Source organism: Kitasatospora sp. NPDC036934 (genome assembly GCF_055608425.1).
The window spans coordinates 95,686-115,430 of sequence record NZ_JBVJQR010000018.1 but is presented as its reverse complement, the minus strand read 5'-3'; the positions used below and the strand labels follow the sequence as shown (position 1 = coordinate 115,430).

Sequence of the window (19,745 nt, the reverse complement as noted above, 5' to 3'; positions counted from 1 at the left end):
GACCATGAACAGCCCCTTCCAGGACCCCGACTTCCTCCGGGATCCGTACCCGACGTATGCGGCACTCCGGCGCAACGGGGCCGTGCAGAAGCTCCCGGGCAGCGGGCACCGGGCCGGCTACGTGGTGACCGGCTACGCCGAGGCGAAGCAGGCACTCGCCCACCCGGGACTGTCGAAGGACACGAATCGCTTCTTCGCCGGCAAGGAGACCGGCCGCGCTCTCCACCCCGCCGTCTCGCAGAACATGCTGGCCACGGATCCGCCGGACCACACCAGGCTGCGACGGCTGGTCACCAAGGCGTTCACCTCCGGTGCCGTCGACCGTCTGCGCCCGTACATCGTCGACCTGGCCGAGACCCTGATCGACTCGTGGGTGCCCGGGGAGGAGGTCGACGTCATCGACGGACTCGCCGTCCCGCTCCCCGTCACGGTGATCTGCCGGCTCCTCGGCGTCCCGGGCGCCGACCGGGACCGCGTTCGGACGTGGTCGACGGACCTGTTCGCAGCCGGCGACAACCAGCGGATCGACGCAGCATCCCACGCCCTGGCCGACTACCTGGCCGAGCTGGTCGCCTCCAAGCGCCGCGCGCCGGACGACGCGCTGCTGTCCGCCCTGGCCACCGTCCGCGACGGCGACGGCGACCACCTGACCGAGCAGGAGCTTGTCTCGTTGGCGGTGCTGCTCCTGGTCGCCGGGCACGAGACCACCACCGCCGCGATCGGCAACGCCGTCCTGGCGCTGCTCCAGCACCCCCACCAGCTGGAGCTGCTGCGCTCGGACCCGAACAGAATCGAGAGCGCGGTCGACGAGCTTCTTCGCTACGACTCCGCGGTCGCCGTCGCCACCTGGCGCTGGGCTCCCGAACCGGTCCGGGTGGGCGAGACGGACGTTCCGGCGGGCAGCCCGGTGTCCGTCAGCCCGGGCGCCGCCAACCGCGACCCCGCCCGCTTCCCGGAGCCGAACCGGCTCGACCTCGAACGAGAGGGCGCGCATGCGCACCTGGCCTTCGGCCACGGCATCCACCGGTGCCTCGGCGCACCGCTCGCTCACGCCGAGGTGGCAACTGCGCTGCGTGTGCTACTCACACGCTTCCCCGAGCTTCGACTCGGCCGGCCCGCCGACCAACTGCGCTGGCGCCACTCGCGGCTCATCCACGGGCTGGAATCGCTCCCCGTCCTGCTGTAGCCGGGCCGCCGGCGGAGTTCGCCGACGCGGCTGCACCGCCCGCCGACCGGGCGGTCGCGGGGCCCGCGCCACGTCACCGGGGCGTGGCCCGGGCCCCGCGCGCTCAGTCCGTCAGTCCGTCGCGTTCAGCCCTCGCGCTCGGCCCTCGCGTTCGGCCCTCGCGTTCGGCCCTCGCGTTCATCCAGAACAACACGCCCACGTTTCCCTTGCTCTACCGTCTCCCGTACGCCGAGAACGCATCAGCGCCCCTCCGCGCTCGCCTACGCCCGGGGCGCGCGCCGCATCGCCCAGAGGGTCGGGCCGTCCCCCGGCAGCCGCACCTCCTCCTCCACCTCGAAGCCGAAGTGCCGGTACAGCGCGAGGTTCTCCTGCTTGGAGGACTCCAGGTACACCGGCAGGCCCGCCGCGTCCGCCCTGGCCAGGCCCGAGCGCAGCAGGGCGGCGCCCTCTCCGCGGCCCTGGGCGACCGGGTCCGCGCCGAGCACCGCGAGGTACCAGTGCGCCTCCTGCGGGGCGTTCGCGGCGGCCGCCTCGACACAGTGCCGGAACCAGTCGGCCCGCTCCCCGAGCAGACCGCTCAGCTCCCGGATCGTCCCCTCGTCCGGCGCGGCCTTCTCCTGCGCCTCCGGCCCCACCCAGAGGGCGGCCGCGTGCTCGGTGCGCTCGCACACCCCGTGCGGGAGGTACTGCCGGGTGAGCAGGGTGCTGAAGTAGCCGTCCAGCGCGGCCGGGCGGGTGGCGCCGTCCGGGAAGAACCAGCACATCATCGGGTCGTCCTCGAAGGCCCGGGCGAGCGCCCCGGCTATCGACCCGACGTCGTCACCCGTCGCCGCCCTGGGCGTGCCCGCATTCGTCATCCGCATACGGACATTCTGCTCGCCCTTATCCCCGCCGCCCGGACGGGGCCCCAACTCGGCCCGTTCCGAACGCTTCTGACCGCACGTGCGCGACGAGGCGGTGGAGCGGCCGCTGCGGGCGGCGGGCCCGCTGTCCGAACGGCGGCCGCTCCACCGGGGGGGTACCGGGGCACCCCGCTCCCACCTGTCTTCCACCGGTGGTCGCGGGCTCCGGAGTTCCGGCCGGGGCCCGGCGGGCCGGCGCGGTCCGCCCCGGGAGGAGGGCGGACCGTCCATGGGCGGACCGGACCGTACGGTCGGACCGCGGTGGCGGCGCCCGAAGGCGCCGGGGTCAGGCCGCCTTGGCCGCGGTGAGCTCCGGTGCCGGGCCGACGGGCAGGTGCCAGCGGGCGCGGCGGTGCAGCGTCTCCAGGTCGTGCAGCAGCTCGGGCACCGGGACGGTGAGCACCGGACAGCCGGCCCGGCGGGCGCAGTACCCGGAGACCGGGCGTCGCAGCCGACGGCGCAGCGGGCCGCCGCTGCGGCCGAGGACGAGCAGGTCGTCCGGCCGGTCGGCGAGGTGGACCAGGGCGGGCCCGGTCTCGCCCCGGATCACCACGGGCTGCATCGGCACGCCGGGTCCGGCTTCGCCGAAGGCCGCTTCGAGGGCCTCGTCCAGCCGCCGCTCGGCGGCCTCCCGGGCGGCGGCGAGCAGCGGCGGGCACGGCGAACGACGGTAGCCGTGTTCGCCGCCCGGCGGCTCCCAGGCGAGCACCGGCCAGAGCACGGCGCCGCGGTCGCGGGCCTCGGCGAGGCCGCGGTGCAGCGCCGCCAGACTCCCCAGCGACCCGCTGACCCCGACCACCACCCTGAGTGCCGTTCCGTCCTGGTGCTGCCCGCTGCCGTGCATGATCCGTCCTCGCGTGGTCCGTTCGTCCGTCGGTCTCCACCCAACCGCCGCCGGCCGGCCGCTCCGGGCCGCTTTGACGCCTTCCTGACGCCCCGGAGGACGTTCCGTACGCACTCCATACGCGGATCGCCGGAGGGCCCTCCGCTTCACCCGTCCGGCTCAACCAGCGGGCGACGACCACTCCCGGATGGGTGGATGGGAAGCGCCCGAGGGACAGCCGTGCCCGCGGGCCGTTCGATGCCGAACTTTCAAGGGAGCGCGGGCTTGTACTACAGCAGCGGCAACTACGAGGCGTTCGCCCGGCCGAGGAAGCCCGAGGGTGCGGAGCGCAAGCGGGCGTGGTTCGTCGGGGCGGGCCTGGCCTCCCTGGCCGGGGCCGCGTTCCTGGTGCGGGACGGCCAGGTGCCCGGCGACCGGGTCACCGTCCTGGAGCGGCTGAAGCTGGCCGGCGGCGCGCTGGACGGCATCAAGGAGCCGGCCAAGGGCTTCGTGGTCCGGGGCGGGCGCGAGCTGGAGGACCACATGGAGTGCCTATGGGACCTCTTCCGCTCGGTGCCCTCGCTGGAGGTCGAGGGCGCGTCCGTGCTGGACGAGTTCTACTGGCTGAACAAGGACGACCCCAACTTCTCGCTCCGGCGCGTCACCGAGCGCCGCGGCCAGGACGCCGGTACGAACGGGCTGTTCGCGCTCGACGACACCGCACAGAAGGACCTGGTGCGGATCTTCCTGGCGACCCGCGAGGAGTTGGAGGGCAGGCGGATCGACGAGGTCTTCTCCCGGAGCTTCCTGGACAGCAACTTCTGGCTGTACTGGCGCACCATGTTCGCCTTCGAGGAGTGGCACGGCGCGCTGGAGATGAAGCTCTACCTGCACCGGTTCGTCCACCACGTCGGCGGCCTGCCGGACCTCTCGGCGCTGAAGTTCACCAAGTACAACCAGTACGAGTCCCTGGTACTGCCACTGACCCGCTGGCTGATGGACCAGGGCGTGCGGTTCCGCTACGACGTCGAGGTCACCGACATCGACTTCGAGCTCTCCCCCGGGCGCAAACTGGCCACCCGGATCCACTGGCGCGAGGCCGGGCGGGAGGGCGGGGCCGACCTCGGCGAGGACGACCTGGTGTTCACCACCATCGGCTCGCTGACCGAGAACTCCGACAACGGTGACCAGCGCACCCCGGCCCGCCTGAACGAGGGCCCGGCCCCGGCCTGGGACCTGTGGCGCCGGATCGCCGCCAAGGACCCGGCCTTCGGCCGCCCCGAGGTGTTCTGCGGGAACATCGCCGCGAGCAAGTGGGAGTCCGCCACGGTCACCACGCTGGATCCGCGGATCCCCGAGTACATCCGCAAGGTCGCCCGGCGCGACCCGTTCGGCGGCGGCGTGGTCACCAGCGGCATCGTCACCGCCCGCGACTCCTCCTGGCTGCTGAGCTGGACGGTCAACCGCCAGCCGCACTTCAAGCAGCAGCCCGCCGACCAGATCGTGGTCTGGCTGTACTCGCTGTTCGTCGACCGCCCGGGCGACCACGTGCGGAAGCCGATGCAGGAGTGCACCGGCGAGGAGATCACCCGGGAATGGCTGTACCACCTGGGGGTGCCGGTCGAGGAGATCCCCGAGCTGGCCGCCTCGGCCGCCCGTTGCGTGCCGGTGATGATGCCGTACGTGACGTCCTTCTTCCTGCCCCGGCACGCGGGCGACCGGCCGGACGTGGTGCCCGAGGGCGCGGTCAACTTCGCCTTCATCGGCCAGTTCGCCGAGACCACCCGGGACTGCATCTTCACCACCGAGTACTCGGTGCGCACCGGCATGGAGGCGGTCTACCGGCTGCTGGGCGTCGAGCGCGGCGTGCCCGAGGTGTTCGACTCCACCTATGACGTGCGCAAGCTGCTGGCGGCCACCACCCGGCTCCGGGACGGCGCCGAACTCGACCTGCCGGGGCCGGAGTTCCTGCGCAAGCGGCTGCTGCGCCGACTGGAGGAGACCGAAGTCGGCGAGCTGCTGCGGGAGTTCGGCCTGATCGAGGACGGCCGCTCCTGATCCGAAATCGAGCCGCTCCCGAGCGACTCCCGAGCTGAACGTGAGCCGCTCCCGAGCCACTCCTGAGCCGCTCCCGAGTCGGCCTGGAGGCGGCCCCGCGCCCACCGCTCGACCGCTTGCGGGCATTCGGCCCACGCCGCCGCCCTGCGGGGGTGACCCCCGCCCGCTCCCGGGGAGGCACAAGCTCCGAATGGTTATTCATATTGCATGACAATCACCCTTACCACCGCACTCGGCGCCCCCCTGATGGCCATCGCCGCCCTGACCCTGACCACCGGCCCGGCGGCCGCGGCCACCGGAGACCTGGCCATCAACGGCGCCACCCATACGGATCCCTCCGGCTGCTACGCCCTGGACGAGGCCGCCAGCATCGTCGACAACCTCACCGACCGAACAGTGGAGATCTACTCCGCCGCGGACTGCACCGGAGACGTCGTCGAAACGATCGCCGCCGGCGACGACAGCCGCGTCACCGGAGCCCAGAGCCTCAGCATCCCCTGAGCCGGCCGGGCCCCACCCAGCACCATGACCGCATGGTGCTATCGTCACTAGCACCATGTTGCTGAAGCTGGACCTTGGCGACGCCCGCCCCCTGCACGAGCAGGTGGCGGGCGCGATCCGACGGGCCGTCGCGGAGGGCGAGTGCGCCCCCGGCGACAAACTGCCGCCCGCCCGGGAGCTCTCCCGGGCCCTCGGCGTGAACACCAACACCGTCCTGCGCGGGCTGCGCGCCCTGCGCGACGAGGGGGTGCTGGAGTTCCGCCGGGGCCGCGGCATCACGGTCGCCACCGACGCCGACACCCGGGCCGAACTGATGGACCGGGTAAGGCAGTTGGTCGCCGACGCGGCCCGGTCCGGCTACAGCAGGAATGATCTCGTGGATCTGATCAGGGGGATGTCGTGACGTTCGAAGAAGCGGCCGGAGAGCCCGTCCCAGACCGGCCGGTGCGCCGGGCCGCGCTGTGGGGGGCCGTGGTCTGGACCCTCGGCGTGGCGGGCCTGCTGGTCGCCCTGCCGCTGACCGCGCGGGACCGGCTGCCGGAGCAGGTGGCGACCCACTGGAGCGGGAGCCGCCCGGACGGTTCGATGCCGCTGACGATGGCGGCGCTGCTCCCGGCCGGGGTCTGGCTGCTGGTCGCGCTCGGGCTCGCCGTCGGTCTGCGGCTCGGGCCCGACCGTACCCGCGGCGTCGCCGGACCGGTCCTGGCCGCCACCGGAGTGCTGCTGGCCGGCGCCCAGGCCTCCATCGTGCGCGCCAACCTGGACCGCACCCGCTGGCAGGACGCCGCACCGATGGGCGTCGAGGTGGTCCTGATCATCGTGGCGGCCGGCCTGGCCGGCTCCCTGGCCTGGCTGGCGACCCGACGGGCCGCCGCCGTGACCGCGCCCGTCCTCCCCGGGGCACCGGTGCTGGCCGCGAAGCCGGGCGAGCGGCTGGTCTGGCTCTCCCAGGCCGCCAACCACTGGCTGCAGGTGCTCGCCGCCGCCCTGGGGCTGGTCGCGGTGCCGGGCGCACTGCTCGCCGCGAGCGGGCGCACGGAGTCCGCCGACTGGCTGTCGGTCGTCCTGTTCGGCGCCGGCGCCGTCACCGTCCTGCTCTGCTCCTCGGTACGGGTCCGGGTGACCGGCGACGGCCTGCACGTCGGCTTCGGCCCGTTCGGCCTGCCGACCCGGCACCTCGCCCCCGCGGAGATCGCCTCCGCCCGGGTCGAGCACCTCAGTGCCCGTCAGGCCGGCGGCTGGGGCTTCCGGGTCTTCCGCAAGGGCACCGCCGTCTTCGTCCGCTCCGGCGAATGCCTGGTCGTCCGCACCACCCGCGGGACGGACTTCGTGATCAGCGTCGACGACGCCGAGCGCGGGGCGGCCCTGCTCAACGCACTCGTCGAACGGGCCGGTACGCCGAGCCGCTGAGCAGGCCCGCCCCGCCGAACCCGCGGAGGCCGCCGACCGCCGACCGCCCACGCAGCGTGGCACTCGACCCCGGTGCCAGGGCGGTCCTCCGGCGGCGACTCGACACCGGCGTCAACTCGGCACCGCGGGAAACCACCTGATCCAGTGGTGGGGTGATCTCCTTAGCGGGTACACCAGTTGACGGCCAAGCATTGCGCGGACCAGCGAGGAGGCGTCCGTGACCGACGACCGGAGTGTCCAGGGGACCATCGATTCGGAGCAGACCGTCCAGGCCGTCCAGACAGCCCAGGACGAACGGACCATCACCTTCCTCAGGTTCGGCGTCGGGGCGATCGGGGTGCTTCTGCCACCGGCACTGCCGTTGGGCAACTGGCTGGCGGCCGAGGTCACCGGCCGGGCCACCGAGGGGTACTGGCCCGCGTCGATGAGTGCCGCGTACTACTCGGGGATGCGGAACGTGTTCGTCGGGGCGCTGTGCGCGCTCGGGGTGTTCCTGATCTGCTACCGGTCCGACCGGCGGGACGACCGGTGGAGCACGGCGGCGGGGGTGTTCGCGCTGGGGGTGGCGCTCTGTCCGACGACACCGTCGGATCCGAGCGGGCTGCAACGCACGGTCGGGGCGTTCCACCTGGTGTTCGCCGGGCTGCTGTTCGTGATGCTGGCGCTGTTCTGCCTGTACTCCTTCCGCAATCCGCGCTCGGCGCAGCCGGCCCGGGTGGGCACGGCCTACCTGGCGGCGGGCGGGCTGATCGTGGTCGCGCTGCTGGCGGCGGTGGTCACCGGGCTGTCCGGGTTCGGGGCGGACTGGACGGTGCGGCCGGTGTACCTGTGCGAGTGGGTGGCGACCTGGGCGTTCGGTGCGGCCTGGATCGGCGCGGCGGTGGAGCTGGCGGCCGGGCGCGGCGGGCGGGCCGGGGCCGGGCGGCTGCCGCGTCAGGCGGTGGGGTTGGAGGTGCGAGGGCCGGAGGCCTCCCAGATCTGACCATTCGTCATCTCGTCGCACCGGCGAACCGTTACCATGCGCACGGAGGTCGGCCGCCGGACAGAGCCGGGGGCGGCCGGGGGCGGATGCCAGCAGCTACGGGGAGCGCGCACGTGACGAACGAGGAGTACCCGTCGGTCGACCTGCGGATGGACGTGCCGCACTCCGCCCGGGTCTACGACTACCTCATCGGCGGCAAGACCAACTTCGAGGCGGACCGGGCCGCCGCGCACGCCTCGGTGCAGGCCTGGCCTGCGCTGCCGGTCTCGATGCGCACCACCCGCGACTTCATGCAGCGCTCGGTGCGCCACCTCACCGAGCGGTACGGGGTGCGGCAGTTCCTCGACATCGGCACCGGCATCCCCACCTCGCCCAATGTGCACGAGATCGCCCAGGCGATCGCCCCCGAGGCCCGGGTCGGCTACGTGGACAACGACCCGATCGTGCTGACCCACGCGCGGGCCCTGATGTCCAGCACGCCCCAGGGCCGCACCTGTTATGTGGACGCGGACTTCCGCGACCCGGAGTCGATCATCGGCGACCCCCGGCTGCGCGAGGTGCTCGACCTCTCGCAGCCGGTGGCGCTCTCGCTGATCGCCACCGTCCACTTCGTGCTGGACGACGACGACCCCCGGGGCATCGTCCGCCGCCTCATGGACGCCCTGGCGCCTGGCAGCTTCCTCGCACTCACCGTGTTCACCGGTGACACCGACCCGGTCGGGGTGGGCGGCGTCGGCCGGGAGTACAACGCCCGCGGCATCCCGCTGCAGATCCGCGACAAGACCGAGACCGAGGCCTTCTTCGACGGCTACCGGCTGCTCGACCCGGGCGTCACCCTGGTCCACCACTGGCGGCCGGACGCCGGCGCCCCGGCGATCCGCGACCGGGACATCGCGATGTACGCGGGCGTGGCCGTCAAGGACTGAGCAGCCGCACGACCACGCCGTCGCCCCCGGACCCGCAGCCTTCGAGCCGCAGGCCCGGGGGCGGCCGCGTGGTGCACCGGGCCGGTCCACCGGGCGAACGAAATTCCTTGACGTTGCGTCAGACGCTTTCTAGCGTCGGCTGGGTTCGGCACGTGCCACTCATACCAACCCGCCCTGAAAGGCTCCGCCATGCCTTCTGGCGAACGGACGTCCGTCGCGTCGCCGAGATCACCGAGGGCCGGCACCCGGGTGTCCCCGAGGAGTTGCGCCGGTTGACCGTCGTCCCGCTCGGCCTGCGGAGGCGATCGTCCCGGACCGGCCGGTACGCCCACGGTGCTCAGCCGGGGATGGAGACCAGACCCGCCTCGTAGGCCAGGATGACCAGTTGCACCCGGTCCCGGGCGTCCAGCTTGGCCAGCAGCCGGGTCATGTAGGTCTTCACGGTGGCGACGCTGAGCACCAGTTCGGCGGCGATCTCGGTGTTGGACAGGCCCCGGCCGACCAGGGTGAGGATCTCCCGCTCCCGCTCGGTGATCACCTCCAGCCGGCGCGCCGCCACCTGCGCTCCGAGCGGCGGCTTCGGCTGCTGCGCCGCGAACGCCCCGATCAGCCGCCGGGTGACGCTCGGCGCGATCAGCGCCTCCCCCGCCGCGACCACCCGGACCGCCGCCAGGATGTCGTCCAGCGCCATGTCCTTGACCAGGAAGCCGGAGGCCCCGGCGCGCAGCGCCGCGTACACGTGCTCGTCCTCGTCGAACGTGGTGAGCACCACCACCCTGGTCGGCCCGCCGGCCGCGGTCACCAGCCGGGTGGCCTCGATGCCGTCGGCGACCGGGGGCACCTCCCGGCCGCCGGGCTGGGGGCGCATCCGAATGTCCATCACCACGACGTCCGGCCGCAGTTCGGCGGCCAGCCGGACGGCCCCGGCGCCGTCGCCCGCCTCGCCGACCACCTCGACGTCCGCGGTCTCGGCGATCACCATTTCCAGCGCGGCCCGCACCAGCGGCTGGTCGTCGGCCAGCACCACCCGGATCACGCCGTCACCTCCGCGGGGCCGGGGATCGGCAGCCGGGCGGCGACCCGGAAGCCGCCGTCCGGGCGCGGCCCGGCCTCGAACTCGCCGTGCAGCAGGGCGACCCGCTCGCGCAGCCCGGCCAGGCCGAAGCCGCTGCCTGGCCCGCTGCCGTGGCCCCGGCCCCGGTCGGTGATCTCCACGCTCAGCTCCCCCGCCGCGCGGTCGACGGTCACCAGGCAGTCGCGGACCTGCGCGTGCCGGACCACGTTGGTCACCGATTCCTGGATGATCCGGAACGCCGAGAGGTCGATCTCCGGTGGCAGCGGCCCCGGTTCGCCCGCGCGCCGCAGCTCGACCCGCACCCCGGCCGCGGTGGTGGTCGCGGCCAGCCGGTCGAGGTCGGCCAGGCCCGCCGGGACGGTGTCCGACACCTCGCCGTCGGCCTGGCGCAGAGCGACCAACATGCGGCGCAGCGCGGCCAGGGTCTCCCGGCCGGCGGTCTCGATCTCGCCCAGCGCCTGCTTGGCCCGCTCGGGCCGGCGGTCGATCACCCGCCGGGCGGCGCCGGCCTGGAGGGCGACGATGCCGATGCTGTGGGCGACGGTGTCGTGCATCTCCCGGGCGATCCGCAACCGTTCGGCGGTGACCGCCTCGACGGCTGCCCGGCTGCTCAGCGCCTCGGCGTGCTCGCGGTTCTGCCGCACCGAGCGCCCGGCCAGCCAGGCGACCAGGGCGAGCAGCGCGGCGCCGTCGGCGGTGCCGATGTGGGTGCCGGTGAAGATGCCGACGGTGCTGCCGGGCACCAGTCCGATGTGCAGCACCAGGAAGGTCATGACCAGCGCGGAAGCGGCACGCGAACTACGGCGCGGCGCTCCGGCGGTGATCACGAAGAGCGCGACGTCCACGGCGAGAAGCGCGGCCGGGGGCACCTGGTTCTTCGCCGCCCAGCCGTCGGTCTCGGTCCAGGTGGCGATCAGCAGCACGATGACCGAGAGCACCGGCCGGCGGCGCACCTGTGCGGCACCGGCGAAGGCCACCACCGTGGTGGCCAGGGCGAACGGCAGGCCGCCGTGCGCGGCGGCGCCGTGCTGCCGCCAGCCGGTGTCGCGGAGCAGCACGGCGGGGTAGGCGACGGCCACGCACCAGGCGAGGGCGACCCAGGCCTCGGCCGGGACGCGCCGGATCAGCGGGGCTGTCGGTGTCGCGGACATGGTCCAAGATCGTAACGACCGGCCGGGCGTCCGGCATCCAACCGTGGTTGTACGACCGGGGCAGGCCCGTGGACCCTGCGGTGTCGACGCGGGTCCGATGTGGCGGCCGGGGCTCCCCCGGCATCGTGGTGGCCATGATCGAAGTCATCGAACTCACCAAGCGCTACGGCCATCGCACGGCCGTCGACCAGCTGACCTTCACCGTCCGCCCCGGGCACGTCACCGGCTTCCTCGGCCCCAACGGCGCCGGCAAGTCCACCACGCTGCGGATGATCCTGGGCCTGGATGCCCCGACCTCCGGCACCGCCACCGTGGACGGCCGGGCCTTCCGCAGCCTGCCGCGCGGCCTGCGGGAGGTCGGCGCGCTGCTCGACGCGGGCGACGTGCACGGCGGACGCACCGGCTCCGCCCAGCTGCGGGCCCTGGCCCTCAGCAACGCGATCCCCCGCCGACGGGTGGACGAGGTGCTCGCCGAGGTCGGCCTCGCCGACGCCGCGGGGCGGCGGATCGGCGGCTACTCGCTGGGCATGAAGCAGCGCCTGGGCATCGCCGGCGCCCTGCTCGGCGACCCGCCCGTCCTCCTCTTCGACGAGCCGCTGAACGGGCTGGACCCGGAGGGCGTGCTCTGGGTGCGCGGACTGTTCCGCCGGCTCGCCGCCGAGGGGCGGACGGTCTTCGTCTCCAGCCACATGATGGCCGAGATGGAGCACACCGCCGATCGGCTGATCGTGATCGGCCGCGGCCGGCTGATCGCCGACGAGAGCCTCACCGACTTCGCCGCCCGGGCCGGCCGGGGCACCGTCACCGTCCGCGCCGCCGAACCCGAGCGGCTGACGGCCGTCCTGCGCGCCGAGGGCGCCACCGTCCGCCCCGGCCCGGACAGCAGCCTCGACGTCACCGGGCTGGACGCCGGCCGGATCGGCGAACTCGCCCTGGAGCAGCGACTGTTGCTGTACGCCCTGACCGAGCGCGGGGCCTCCCTGGAGGAGGCCTTCATGGAACTGACCGCCGACAGCGTCGAATACCTCGCCGGAGAGCCCCGATGAGCACCGCCGCCCTTTCCCCTTCCACGCCCCTGCGCCGCCACCGCTTCGGCGACCTGCTCGCCGCCGAGTGGCTCAAGTTCTGGTCACTGCGCTCCATCCCCTGGGTGCTCGGCCTCGGCGCACTGGTCGTCATCGTCGTCAACCTCAAGTCCGCCCAGTACACCCACGACCACTACCTGCCCGGCGACGGCGACCCGGTGGCGATGAAGCAGGTCGCCCTGAACGACTCGTTCGACACCGCCGGCGCCGACATCCTGATGCTGCTGGCCGGCGGCCTCGGCGCGATCGTCATCACCGGCGAGTACGCGACCGGGCTGATCCGCACCACCCTGGCCGCCGTCCCCGACCGCCAGGCGGTGCTGCTCGCCAAGGCGGGCGTGCTGACGACGGTGATGGTCGGCTTCGGGGTGGCCGGCGTGGGCCTCTCCTTCGGCCTCACCCAGGCGATCCTCGCCGACCGGGGCATCGGCCAGTCGATCACCGACCCGACCGCCTTCCGGTACGTGGCCGCGGCCGTCCTGTTCGCCCCGGTCTGCGGACTGGTCGGGCTCTGCCTGGGCACCCTGCTGCGGCACAGTGCGGGGGCGGTGGTGGGCACCGTGGTGGTGCTGTTCTTCGTGCCGTCCTTCGTCACCGAGCGCTACCGCTGGAGCGCCGACCTGCTGCACGCCCTGCCCTTCCCGGCCTGGCAGCGCCTGGCCCGCACCACGCTGGTGAACATGCGACCCACCGAGTACCCGGCCACCGTGGCCGGCTCCTGGACCACCTACGCGGTGTGGGCGCTCGCCTCGGTGCTCATCGCGACGGTGGCGATCCGGCGCCGCGACCACTGAGTGGGCCGGCCGCCCGCCGGCCGGCCCACTCGTCGGCCAGTGCCACCAGCAGGGCCGTCAGCACCAGCCCCGCCGCGACGGCGACGCCCAGTTCGAAGGCCAGCGCCCAGTCGGGGCGGGGTCCGGCCGCGTGGGCGAAGAAGACCGAGCCGACCACGGCGATGCCGACCGCCGAGCCGACCCGCTGGGCGGTCTGCAGCACGCCGCCCGCGCTGCCCGCCCGGGTGAGCGGCACGTGCTGGAGGGTGAGCGTCTGGTTCGGGGAGATCACCAGGCCGCTGCCCACCCCGGCGACCAGCAGCGGTACGAGCGTCGTCCAGCCCACCGAGGGCCCCGACCACAGCTGCACCGCCAGCGCCGAGGCCAGCAGGCCGACCAGCACCAGCAGCAGCCCGAGTACCACCAGCCGCCGGCCCAGCCGGCTCACCAGGCGCCCGCCCACCGCGGCCGCCACCCCCGAACCCACCGCGAAGGGGGTGATCGCCAGACCAGCCGTCAGCGCCGAGTAGTGCAGGCCCGCCTGCAGGTAGAGCGTGAAGATGAAGAAGACCGCGGTGAACCCGGCGAAGTACACCAGCGACAGCAGCACCCCCGCCGCGTACGGCCGCACCGCGAACAGCGCCATGCTGACCAGCGGTTCGTGCCGCCGCCCGTAGACCCGCTCCCAGCCGACGAAGACGGCCAGCAGCACCGCCGCCAGCGGCAGCAGCAGCCAGCGGGCCGGGCCGTGCCACTGCTGAGCCTGGACGAACGGCAGCAGCAGCGCGACCGTCCCCGCACCGAGCAGCAGCACCCCGAGCGGGTCGAAGTCCCGGTGCCCGGCCCGCTCGGCGGCCGGGCGCGGCGGCGGGAGCAGCCGGTAGGCGATCGGCAGGGCGGCGAGGCCGATCGGCAGGTTGACCAGGAACACCCAGCGCCAGCCGTCCTGGGTGCCGGCCAGGTGGATCAGCAGGCCGCCCAGCAACGGGCCGACAGCGGTGGACAGCCCGATGGTCGCGCCGAGCGCGCCGAAGGCCCGGCCGCGTTCGGCGCCCTGGAACAGGACCTGGATGAAGCCGGACACCTGGGGCACCAGCACCCCGCCGGCCGCGCCCTGGAACAGCCGGGCCAGCACCAGCCACTCCTGGTCCTGGGCCGCGCCGGCCAGCGCGCTGGCGGCGGTGAACAGGGCCAGCCCGGCGAGGAAGACGGCCCGCCGGCTCCGGGCGTCACCGAGCCGCCCGGCGGGGACGAGCACCAGGCCGAAGGCCAGCGCGTAGCCGCTGAGCACCCACTGCAGGCCGCTGTCCGACATGTGCAGCCCGACCCGGACGGTGGGCAGCGCGACGTTCACGATGCTGACGTCCAGCAGGGTCATGAACCCGGCCACCAGGCAGACCGTCAGCGCCCGCCAGCGGCGCGCGTCGGCCCGCCCGCCGACGGCGGAGGCACCGGGCGGCTGCGGGCGCGGGTCCTGCGCGTCAGGGGAGGTGGGGGCGGTCATGGGGAGCCTCTTCCCGGGTCCGGGTCCGGGGCCCGGGGCCCGGCGGACAGGCCCGAGGACAGGCCCTAGTCCTGGCTCTGCTCCGGCTCATCCTCACCTGGGCCGTACCCCGCCGCCACCCGAGCCCGCCCGGCGTCCGGCGCACGTCCGCTCTCTCATCCGGTCGCTCCTCCGGCTCACGCCCGGTCTCACGCCCGGTCTCACGTCTGGCTCACTCGAACGGACGAACCGGATCGCGACCGGCCAGCCCGCCCCCGAGGCTGGCCGCATGACCGTCGCCACCGAGACCCCGCCCTCCGCCCCGCCGGTGCTCGACGTGCGGCAGCGGAACGTCGTCTTCGCCACCATCGTGCTCGGCATGCTGCTGGCCGCCCTCGACCAGACCATCGTCGGCACCGCGTTGCCCACCATCGTCTCGGACCTCGGCGGCGCCGCCCACATGTCCTGGGTGGTGACGTCCTACCTGCTGGCCGAGACGGTGGCCACCGTGCTGGCCGGCAAGTTCGGCGACCTGTACGGGCGCAAGCTGATCTTCCAGCTGTCGGCGATCGTCTTCGTCGGCGGCTCGTTCCTGTGCGGCCTGTCCACCAACATGACCCTGCTGATCGCCTGGCGGGCGGTGCAGGGCATCGGCGCGGGCGGGCTGATGGTGACGGCCATGGCGCTGATCGCGGACGTCATCCCGCTGCGCGAGCGCGGCAAGTACCAGGGTGCGATCGGCGCGGTGTTCGGCCTGGCCACCGTCATCGGGCCGCTGCTGGGCGGGCTGTTCACCGACCACCTGTCCTGGCGCTGGGCGTTCTACGTGAACGTCCCGCTCGCCGTCGTGGTGGTGATCGCGGCGGCCCGGACCATCCCGTCGGTGCGCTCGGCGGTGCGGCCGGTGATCGACTACCTGGGCATCGCGCTGGTCTCGGTCGGCGCCAGCGCCCTGATCCTGGCGACCAGTTGGGGCGGCAACCAGTACGCCTGGGGCTCCGGGGTGATCATCGCCCTGTTCGTCGGCGGCGTGGTGGCGCTCGGGCTGTTCTGCTGGGCGGAGACCCGGGCGGCCGAACCGATGCTGCCGATGCGGCTGTTCCGCAACCCGGTGTTCGCGGTCTGCTCGGTGCTCAGCTTCATCGTCGGCTTCGCCATGCTCGGCGCGCTGACCTTCCTGCCGACCTTCCTCCAGTACGTCGACGGCGACTCCGCGACCGTCTCCGGCGTGCGGATGCTGCCGATGGTGATCGGCCTGCTGATCGCCTCGATCGCCAGCGGCAACGTGGTCAGCAAGACCGGCCAGTACCGGCTGTTCCCGATCGCCGGGACGCTGGTGATGGCCGTCGGCCTCTACCTGCTGTCGCGACTCGAACCCGGCACCGGCACCGCGCTGGCCTCCCTCTACATGTTCGTGCTCGGCGTCGGCATCGGGCTGAGCATGCAGGTGCTGACCATCGCCGTGCAGAACACCGTCGACTACGCGGACCTCGGTACCGCCACTTCCGGGGTGACGTTCTTCCGCACCATCGGAAGCTCCTTCGGCACCGCCGTGTTCGGCACCATCTACGCCAACGGCCTCAAGACCGAACTGGCCAAGGGCGTCGCCTCCGCCGCCCAGCTCACCGGCGCCGACCCGGCCGTACTGGCCCACGCCGCCGAGAGCCCCCAGGGCCTGCACCGGCTGCCCGCCGACCAGGCCGCACCGATCATCCAGTCGTACTCGGACGCCCTGCACACCGTGTACCTGTGGACGATCCCGGTGGCCGTGGTCGGCTTCGTGGTCGCGCTGTTCCTCAAACAGGTGCAGCTGCGCGACACCACCCGGGCCGGCTCCACCGACATGGGCGAGGGCTTCGCCCAGCCGACCACCAGCGACTCCGACCCGCACCTGGAGTACGCGGTGTGCAATATCGTGCGCGGCGTGGACCTGGACACCGTACGGACCATCGTCGGCGACGCCGACACCCGGGTCGACCTCGCCGGCGCCTGGGCCCTGATGGAGGTGGCCGGCCACACCAAGGCCGTCGGCCACGCCTCCCTCGACCTCATCGCCACCCGCAAGAAGCTGCCGCCCGAGGTCCTGGAACCGGTCTTCGACCGGATGGCCGCCGAGGGCTACCTCACCCGCGACGGCGACCGCCTCGCCCCCACCGACGCCGGCACCCGCGAGGTCCGCGCCCTCGGCCGCGCCTGGTCCGACTGGCTCAACGACCGCCTCGACGCCGACGCCGGCCGCCCCCGCAGCCCCCGACTGCGCACCGCCGCCGACGCCATCGCCTGGCGCCTGCTCACCGAGGACCTCGCCAACGGCCTCCCGGCCGGCGCCCGCGCCAAGGCCGGCGCCAAGGTCTGACGCCCGGAAACGGACGCCGCCCGCCCCGACTACAGCCGGGTGGTGTCGAGGTCCAGCCCGAATGGCGCCGGGAGGCGGACCCGGGGTCCGCATCAGCCACCACGTTGCCACCACTGGCCGCGTGGCCGCGCCGCCGAACGGGCTACCGGCCTGGCCGGCGCGACCGGCGTGCCCGGCCGACCGCCTCCAGGAGCAGGGTGACCGCGGCCGTCGCGAGCAGCAGCCACCCCAGGTTGCGCGCATAGGGCAGCGGCAGCGCGGTCGGGTTGGCGCCTTCGCCCGCGTGCAGGACGGCCGGCAGCCCGACCGCGGTCAGTGCGGTGGCCACGATCAGGCCGCCGCGCACCGTCCAGGACAGCCGGGGCAGGGCCGCCCCGGCCAGGCAGACCAGGGGGAGCCACAACCCGTCGTGCAGCACCACTCCCCCGGCCGCCCAGATCCCGACGTCCAGCGGGTCGCGGAGGTCCGGGTCAGCCAGCAGCCCGTGCCCGCCGTAGCCGATCACGCCCACCGCGACCAGCCCGGTCACCGTCCGCAGCACCCTCGCCGCGTTCATGCGATCACCTCGATCCGCGCCACCCACTTGGTCTGCAGCACGCCCGGTCGGCCCGGCGCGATCACCCGGGCCGGGAAGCCGTGGTCGGCGTCCAGGACCGCGCCGTCGACCCGCAGCGCCAGCAGGGTCAGCGGGTCGGCGGCATGGGCGGCCTCCATCTCGGTCTGCCGGTAGGGGCCGTCCGCCTCCAGGGAGGTGATCCGCAGCCGGGCGGTGGCCGGGGCTCCGGCGCGGGCCACCAGGTCGCGGATGCGCACCCCGGCCCAGTGCGCGGAGGCGCTCCAGCCTTCGACGCAGGAGATCGGCAGCACGGCTTCGTGCTGGTCCATGGCCAGCAGTTCGGCCATGGACAGCTGGTACGGCCGCGGGCCGGTGACGGTCAACCGCCAGTCGGCGGGCGGTAGTTCGGTGCCCGCCGCGGCCGCGGTCCGGTTGACCGGCAGGCCCTGGGGGCCGTCGCCCGGGCGTCGCGGCGCCAGCAGGTCGATCCGGCGCAGCCACGGCACCGTCTGTCCGGCGGTGACCGCCGTCACCGCCAGGACGGACGCGGTGACGGCGGTCAGGAAGCTCCGGCGCTCCGCCGGGCCGGGCCGCCCGCGCCGCCAATGGGCGGCGATCTCGGGCGACTTGACGGCCAGGTGCAGCAGCAGCCCGCCCACCGCGATCCACGCCAGCCAGAAGTGCGTCTGCCGGAACGGGAACGGCCACACGTACCACTGCAGGGTGTTGAGCAGCCCGGTGAACAGTTCCAGCACCATCGACGCGACCAGCAGCAGGATGCCCAGCCGCTCCAGCGCGTGCCGCACACTGCGCGCGGGGGGCCATTCGAACAACCTCGGGTAGACGGTCCACAACTTGGCGCCCAGCAACGGGATCGCGGCGATGCCGCTGATCACGTGCGCCCCCTGGGTGGCCTGGTAGAGCCCCACCGGTCGGGTGGGCAGGTGGTCGCGCAGCCAGCCTGGCGGCTCCTGCAGCGCGTGGCTGTACAGCCCGGTGAGGAAGCAGAGCAGCAGCGCCGCGCCGAGCCAGCGGCCGATCACCACGGCGGTGCGGGAATCGTGGAGCCGGGAGCGGAACGCACCTTCGCGCAGCGGTCCTTTCCGCAGCGCCTCGGGCGGCGTCGGCGGCGGCAGGTCGAAGTGCCGCCCGGAGAACGGGGAGGAAGGGGTTCGTCGCACCCTGCCATGACAGCAGCCGCCGGGCCCGGGCCGGTGGAGTCGGCCGCTTACGGAATTCGTACGGCCGGCGGATCCGCGGCTCCGGCGGGTCCGCGGCTCCGGCCGATCGCGCGGCCGAGGGCGTCGCGGAGGTACCCGGCTCGGCACGGGGGCGCGCCCAGCGGTCGACGCCGCCCGGTCAGCCGGCCAGAGGCGGGTCGAGGCGGGCGAAGCCGGCCTGGCGGCGGTAGGGGAAGTACGGGTAGGGGGCGGTGCGGGTGCTGGCGGCGTCGAGGCGGGCGACCTGGTCGGGGGTCAGGGACCAGCCGATGGCGCCGAGGTTCTGGCGGAGCTGGTCCTCGTTGCGGGCGCCGATGATGACGGAGGAGACGGTGGGGCGGCGCAGCAGCCAGTTGATCGCGATCTGCGGGACGGTGCGGCCGGTTTCGGCGGCGATCTCGTCGAGGGCGTCGACCACCCGGTGGAGCAGGTCGTCGTCGACCGGCGGGCCGTAGTCGGCGGTGTCGTGCAGTCGGCTGCCGGCCGGGAGCGGTCGGCCGCGGCGGATCCGGCCGGTGAGGCGGCCCCAGCCGAGCGGGCTCCAGACCAGGGCGCCGACGCCCTCCTGCTCGGCGAGCGGCATCAGCTCCCACTCGTAGTCGCGGCCGACCAGGGAGTAGTAGACCTGGTGGGCTGCGTAGCGGGGGCGGCCGTGCCGCTCGGCCAGGTCGAGGGACTTCATCAGCTGCCAGCCGGAGAAGTTGGAGACGCCGGTGTAGCGGATCTTGCCCGCGCGGACGAGGTCCTCCAGGGTGGCCAGCACCTCCTCGATCGGGGTGGCGGCGTCGTAGGCGTGCAGTTGGAAGAGGTCGAGGTGGTCGGTTTCGAGGCGGCGCAGCGCGTCGTCCACCGCGCGGATGAGCCGGGCGCGGGAGGTGCCGGCCTGCTGGGGGCCGTCGCCGAGCGGAAGGCCGGCCTTGGTGGAGATCAGCACCTGGTCGCGGCGGCCGCGGAGGGCCTGGCCAAGCACCTCCTCGGAGGCGCCGTCGGAGTAGACGTCGGCGGTGTCGAAGAGGGTGACGCCGGCGTCGATGGCGATGTCGAGGAGGCGGCGGGCCTCCTGGACGTCGGTGGTGCCCCAGGCGCCGAACAGCGGGCCGCGGCCGCCGAAGGTGCCGGTGCCGAGGCTCAGGGCGGGGACCTTGAGGCCGGATGCGCCGAGTCGGCGGTATTCCATGCCGGTGGATTCCACGGTGGTTGACATGAAGGCACTCCTCCCGGAGCCCCTAATGGGACTCTCGTTCCGTTAGGATGAGTC

General features: G+C 73.7%; 18 protein-coding genes. 10 read left to right on the top strand and 8 right to left on the bottom strand.

Translation table 11 applies throughout. The features are described from left to right. The first annotated feature begins 4 nt into the window (after positions 1 to 4). Positions 5 to 1,186: a cytochrome P450 family protein gene (locus tag ACZ7BZ_RS26470; RefSeq protein ID WP_470360475.1), complete on the top strand. Its 1,182-nt coding sequence runs from the start codon at positions 5 to 7 to the stop codon at positions 1,184 to 1,186. Between the two features lie 260 nt (positions 1,187 to 1,446). Here the strand turns inward: ACZ7BZ_RS26470 and ACZ7BZ_RS26465 are convergent, their stop codons facing one another. Both ACZ7BZ_RS26465 and ACZ7BZ_RS26460 read right to left on the bottom strand, forming a co-directional pair. After that, positions 1,447 to 2,043, bottom strand: coding sequence for a GNAT family N-acetyltransferase (locus ACZ7BZ_RS26465; protein ID WP_470360507.1), 597 nt, complete (start codon positions 2,041 to 2,043; stop codon positions 1,447 to 1,449). A 331-nt stretch (positions 2,044 to 2,374) separates the two neighbouring features. After that, positions 2,375 to 2,932: a universal stress protein gene (locus ACZ7BZ_RS26460; RefSeq protein WP_470360474.1), complete on the bottom strand. Its 558-nt coding sequence runs from the start codon at positions 2,930 to 2,932 to the stop codon at positions 2,375 to 2,377. A 264-nt stretch (positions 2,933 to 3,196) separates the two neighbouring features. On the opposite strand from ACZ7BZ_RS26460, the gene ACZ7BZ_RS26455 reads away from it, so the two are divergent. The 6 genes from ACZ7BZ_RS26455 to ACZ7BZ_RS26430 all read left to right on the top strand — a co-directional run bounded on the left by ACZ7BZ_RS26455 (position 3,197) and on the right by ACZ7BZ_RS26430 (position 8,788). Then, positions 3,197 to 4,969 carry an oleate hydratase gene (locus tag ACZ7BZ_RS26455; RefSeq protein WP_470360473.1) on the top strand — a complete coding sequence of 591 codons (1,773 nt, stop codon included), beginning with the start codon at positions 3,197 to 3,199 and terminating at the stop codon, positions 4,967 to 4,969. A 207-nt stretch (positions 4,970 to 5,176) separates the two neighbouring features. Continuing rightward, positions 5,177 to 5,470: a hypothetical protein gene (locus ACZ7BZ_RS26450; protein ID WP_470360472.1), complete on the top strand. Its 294-nt coding sequence runs from the start codon at positions 5,177 to 5,179 to the stop codon at positions 5,468 to 5,470. Between the two features lie 55 nt (positions 5,471 to 5,525). Then, positions 5,526 to 5,873: a GntR family transcriptional regulator gene (locus ACZ7BZ_RS26445; RefSeq protein WP_470360471.1), complete on the top strand. Its 348-nt coding sequence runs from the start codon at positions 5,526 to 5,528 to the stop codon at positions 5,871 to 5,873. Further along, complete coding sequence (locus tag ACZ7BZ_RS26440) at positions 5,870 to 6,880, top strand: SdpI family protein (RefSeq protein ID WP_470360470.1); 1,011 nt, start codon at positions 5,870 to 5,872, stop codon at positions 6,878 to 6,880. The genes ACZ7BZ_RS26445 and ACZ7BZ_RS26440 overlap by 4 nt, the downstream gene beginning before the upstream one ends. A gap of 217 nt (positions 6,881 to 7,097) precedes the next feature. Further along, positions 7,098 to 7,862 carry a hypothetical protein gene (locus ACZ7BZ_RS26435; RefSeq protein WP_470360469.1) on the top strand — a complete coding sequence of 255 codons (765 nt, stop codon included), beginning with the start codon at positions 7,098 to 7,100 and terminating at the stop codon, positions 7,860 to 7,862. An 86-nt stretch (positions 7,863 to 7,948) separates the two neighbouring features. After that, a complete protein-coding gene (locus tag ACZ7BZ_RS26430; RefSeq protein WP_470360468.1) occupies positions 7,949 to 8,788 on the top strand; it encodes an SAM-dependent methyltransferase in 840 nt (279 codons plus the stop codon). 337 nt (positions 8,789 to 9,125) lie between these two features. On the opposite strand, the gene ACZ7BZ_RS26425 is transcribed toward ACZ7BZ_RS26430, so the two are convergent. Next, positions 9,126 to 9,824 carry a response regulator gene (locus ACZ7BZ_RS26425; RefSeq protein ID WP_470360467.1) on the bottom strand — a complete coding sequence of 233 codons (699 nt, stop codon included), beginning with the start codon at positions 9,822 to 9,824 and terminating at the stop codon, positions 9,126 to 9,128. Continuing rightward, positions 9,821 to 11,014 carry a sensor histidine kinase gene (locus ACZ7BZ_RS26420; RefSeq protein WP_470360466.1) on the bottom strand — a complete coding sequence of 398 codons (1,194 nt, stop codon included), beginning with the start codon at positions 11,012 to 11,014 and terminating at the stop codon, positions 9,821 to 9,823. The genes ACZ7BZ_RS26425 and ACZ7BZ_RS26420 overlap by 4 nt, the downstream gene beginning before the upstream one ends. Positions 11,015 to 11,148: 134 nt before the next feature. On the opposite strand from ACZ7BZ_RS26420, the gene ACZ7BZ_RS26415 reads away from it, so the two are divergent. Further along, positions 11,149 to 12,060 (top strand): ATP-binding cassette domain-containing protein, encoded by a 912-nt coding sequence (locus tag ACZ7BZ_RS26415; RefSeq protein WP_470360465.1) that lies wholly within the window; start codon positions 11,149 to 11,151, stop codon positions 12,058 to 12,060. Beyond that, complete coding sequence (locus ACZ7BZ_RS26410) at positions 12,057 to 12,893, top strand: ABC transporter permease (protein WP_470360464.1); 837 nt, start codon at positions 12,057 to 12,059, stop codon at positions 12,891 to 12,893. The genes ACZ7BZ_RS26415 and ACZ7BZ_RS26410 overlap by 4 nt, the downstream gene beginning before the upstream one ends. Here the strand turns inward: ACZ7BZ_RS26410 and ACZ7BZ_RS26405 are convergent. Beyond that, positions 12,856 to 14,376, bottom strand: a complete 1,521-nt coding sequence (locus ACZ7BZ_RS26405) for an MFS transporter (protein WP_470360463.1) — start codon at positions 14,374 to 14,376, stop codon at positions 12,856 to 12,858. The two genes, ACZ7BZ_RS26410 and ACZ7BZ_RS26405, sit on opposite strands and share 38 nt — an antisense overlap. A gap of 268 nt (positions 14,377 to 14,644) precedes the next feature. On the opposite strand from ACZ7BZ_RS26405, the gene ACZ7BZ_RS26400 reads away from it, so the two are divergent. Next, on the top strand, positions 14,645 to 16,711 hold the full coding sequence (locus ACZ7BZ_RS26400) for an MDR family MFS transporter (protein ID WP_470360462.1): 2,067 nt from the start codon (positions 14,645 to 14,647) through the stop codon (positions 16,709 to 16,711). 142 nt (positions 16,712 to 16,853) lie between these two features. Here the strand turns inward: ACZ7BZ_RS26400 and ACZ7BZ_RS26395 are convergent, their stop codons facing one another. From ACZ7BZ_RS26395 to ACZ7BZ_RS26385, 3 genes are all read right to left on the bottom strand, one after another. Next, a complete protein-coding gene (locus tag ACZ7BZ_RS26395; protein ID WP_470360461.1) occupies positions 16,854 to 17,267 on the bottom strand; it encodes a hypothetical protein in 414 nt (137 codons plus the stop codon). Next, positions 17,264 to 18,403, bottom strand: coding sequence for a molybdopterin-dependent oxidoreductase (locus ACZ7BZ_RS26390; RefSeq protein ID WP_470360506.1), 1,140 nt, complete (start codon positions 18,401 to 18,403; stop codon positions 17,264 to 17,266). Before ACZ7BZ_RS26390 ends, ACZ7BZ_RS26395 begins: the two co-directional genes overlap by 4 nt. Before the next feature lie 223 nt (positions 18,404 to 18,626). Then, complete coding sequence (locus ACZ7BZ_RS26385) at positions 18,627 to 19,664, bottom strand: aldo/keto reductase (RefSeq protein ID WP_470360505.1); 1,038 nt, start codon at positions 19,662 to 19,664, stop codon at positions 18,627 to 18,629. Between the last annotated feature and the right edge of the window lie 81 nt (positions 19,665 to 19,745).

What these genes read in the sequence shown, in the direction of transcription:
- ACZ7BZ_RS26400 (WP_470360462.1), top strand. Translation starts at nt 14,645, where the DNA reads ATGACCGTCGCCACCGAGACCCCGCCCTCCGCCCCGCCGGTGCTCGAC.
- ACZ7BZ_RS26405 (WP_470360463.1), bottom strand. Translation starts at nt 14,376, where the DNA reads ATGACCGCCCCCACCTCCCCTGACGCGCAGGACCCGCGCCCGCAGCCG.
- ACZ7BZ_RS26430 (WP_470360468.1), top strand. Translation starts at nt 7,949, where the DNA reads ATGCCAGCAGCTACGGGGAGCGCGCACGTGACGAACGAGGAGTACCCG.
- ACZ7BZ_RS26470 (WP_470360475.1), top strand. Translation starts at nt 5, where the DNA reads ATGAACAGCCCCTTCCAGGACCCCGACTTCCTCCGGGATCCGTACCCG.
- ACZ7BZ_RS26420 (WP_470360466.1), bottom strand. Translation starts at nt 11,014, where the DNA reads ATGTCCGCGACACCGACAGCCCCGCTGATCCGGCGCGTCCCGGCCGAG.
- ACZ7BZ_RS26385 (WP_470360505.1), bottom strand. Translation starts at nt 19,664, where the DNA reads ATGGAATACCGCCGACTCGGCGCATCCGGCCTCAAGGTCCCCGCCCTG.
- ACZ7BZ_RS26450 (WP_470360472.1), top strand. Translation starts at nt 5,177, where the DNA reads ATGACAATCACCCTTACCACCGCACTCGGCGCCCCCCTGATGGCCATC.
- ACZ7BZ_RS26460 (WP_470360474.1), bottom strand. Translation starts at nt 2,932, where the DNA reads ATGCACGGCAGCGGGCAGCACCAGGACGGAACGGCACTCAGGGTGGTG.
- ACZ7BZ_RS26415 (WP_470360465.1), top strand. Translation starts at nt 11,149, where the DNA reads ATGATCGAAGTCATCGAACTCACCAAGCGCTACGGCCATCGCACGGCC.
- ACZ7BZ_RS26410 (WP_470360464.1), top strand. Translation starts at nt 12,057, where the DNA reads ATGAGCACCGCCGCCCTTTCCCCTTCCACGCCCCTGCGCCGCCACCGC.
- ACZ7BZ_RS26445 (WP_470360471.1), top strand. Translation starts at nt 5,526, where the DNA reads ATGTTGCTGAAGCTGGACCTTGGCGACGCCCGCCCCCTGCACGAGCAG.
- ACZ7BZ_RS26395 (WP_470360461.1), bottom strand. Translation starts at nt 17,267, where the DNA reads ATGAACGCGGCGAGGGTGCTGCGGACGGTGACCGGGCTGGTCGCGGTG.
- ACZ7BZ_RS26465 (WP_470360507.1), bottom strand. Translation starts at nt 2,043, where the DNA reads ATGACGAATGCGGGCACGCCCAGGGCGGCGACGGGTGACGACGTCGGG.